This is a genomic window from Vibrio sp. 378, assembly GCF_033339435.1.
On the sequence record NZ_JAWOUO010000389.1, the window covers coordinates 1 to 789 of the forward strand.

Below are 789 nucleotides of genomic sequence, written 5' to 3' on the forward strand. Positions count from 1 at the left end.
AAGAATGAGTAATCACCGCCAGCCGTCATTTTTTCCGTGCTGAATGTAATGCTGGTGCTTTCACCGCCACCAACGACTTTCGTGTGAGCGTAAACGCGCTCGTCGTCTGGCTTCACGTAACTGTTATCTGCGCCAGCAGACATGCCGTCAGTGCCTACCGCTTGGATGTTGGCTGTATCTGCGATGACAACGTTGTGACCCATAGATTGCGCTGGCATTTTACCGGTGTGGTTGAGCGTTAGCGTTACTTCCTTACAAGTTGCTGGAACACTCAATGTTTTGGTCGAAAACTGCATCATATCGTTAGCATCAATAGAAACTTCACACTCGGCACTGGCTTGTGCGCCGAAGCTCAATCCTGCCAGTGCCAAGGTTGCTGCTAATATACGTAAAGACATATAACACTCTCCATTTTGTTGTTTTGGGCTGACTTGGACTTTTTTGTCCAATAGTTCTCATTATCAGCCAGTTTTGACCCGAAAAACGTGCTTCAATCGGTATATTGACGATTTGTTGCAAACTTGTACTGGTTCGTTCCACTGATTGATCACTGAACAACCTGATTTTCTTTCGTGGCGTGAACTGGCTCAATTCTCAATTCGTGTAGGTTGAGGGAGTCGATTCAATTAAGAGAGGAAATATGAGATGGGTAAGAAACTAAGAGAAAGCCCAACGTCGACGTTGGGCTTTAGAACGTATTCAGAGGAGGATTAGCGAGTCTGTTTAAGCTCGGCTAATACTTCGTGCAGTGAAGGCACGATAGCGTGACCAAATTGTTTTACCTCATCG

At 45.8% G+C, this 789-nt stretch carries 1 protein-coding gene; it reads right to left on the minus strand.

All coding sequences use genetic code 11. The features are described 5' to 3' along the window. A partial coding sequence (gene azu / locus R7Q48_RS26460; protein ID WP_031839886.1) for an azurin occupies positions 1-398 on the minus strand: 398 nt, incomplete at its 3' end. Between the last annotated feature and the right edge of the window lie 391 nt (positions 399-789).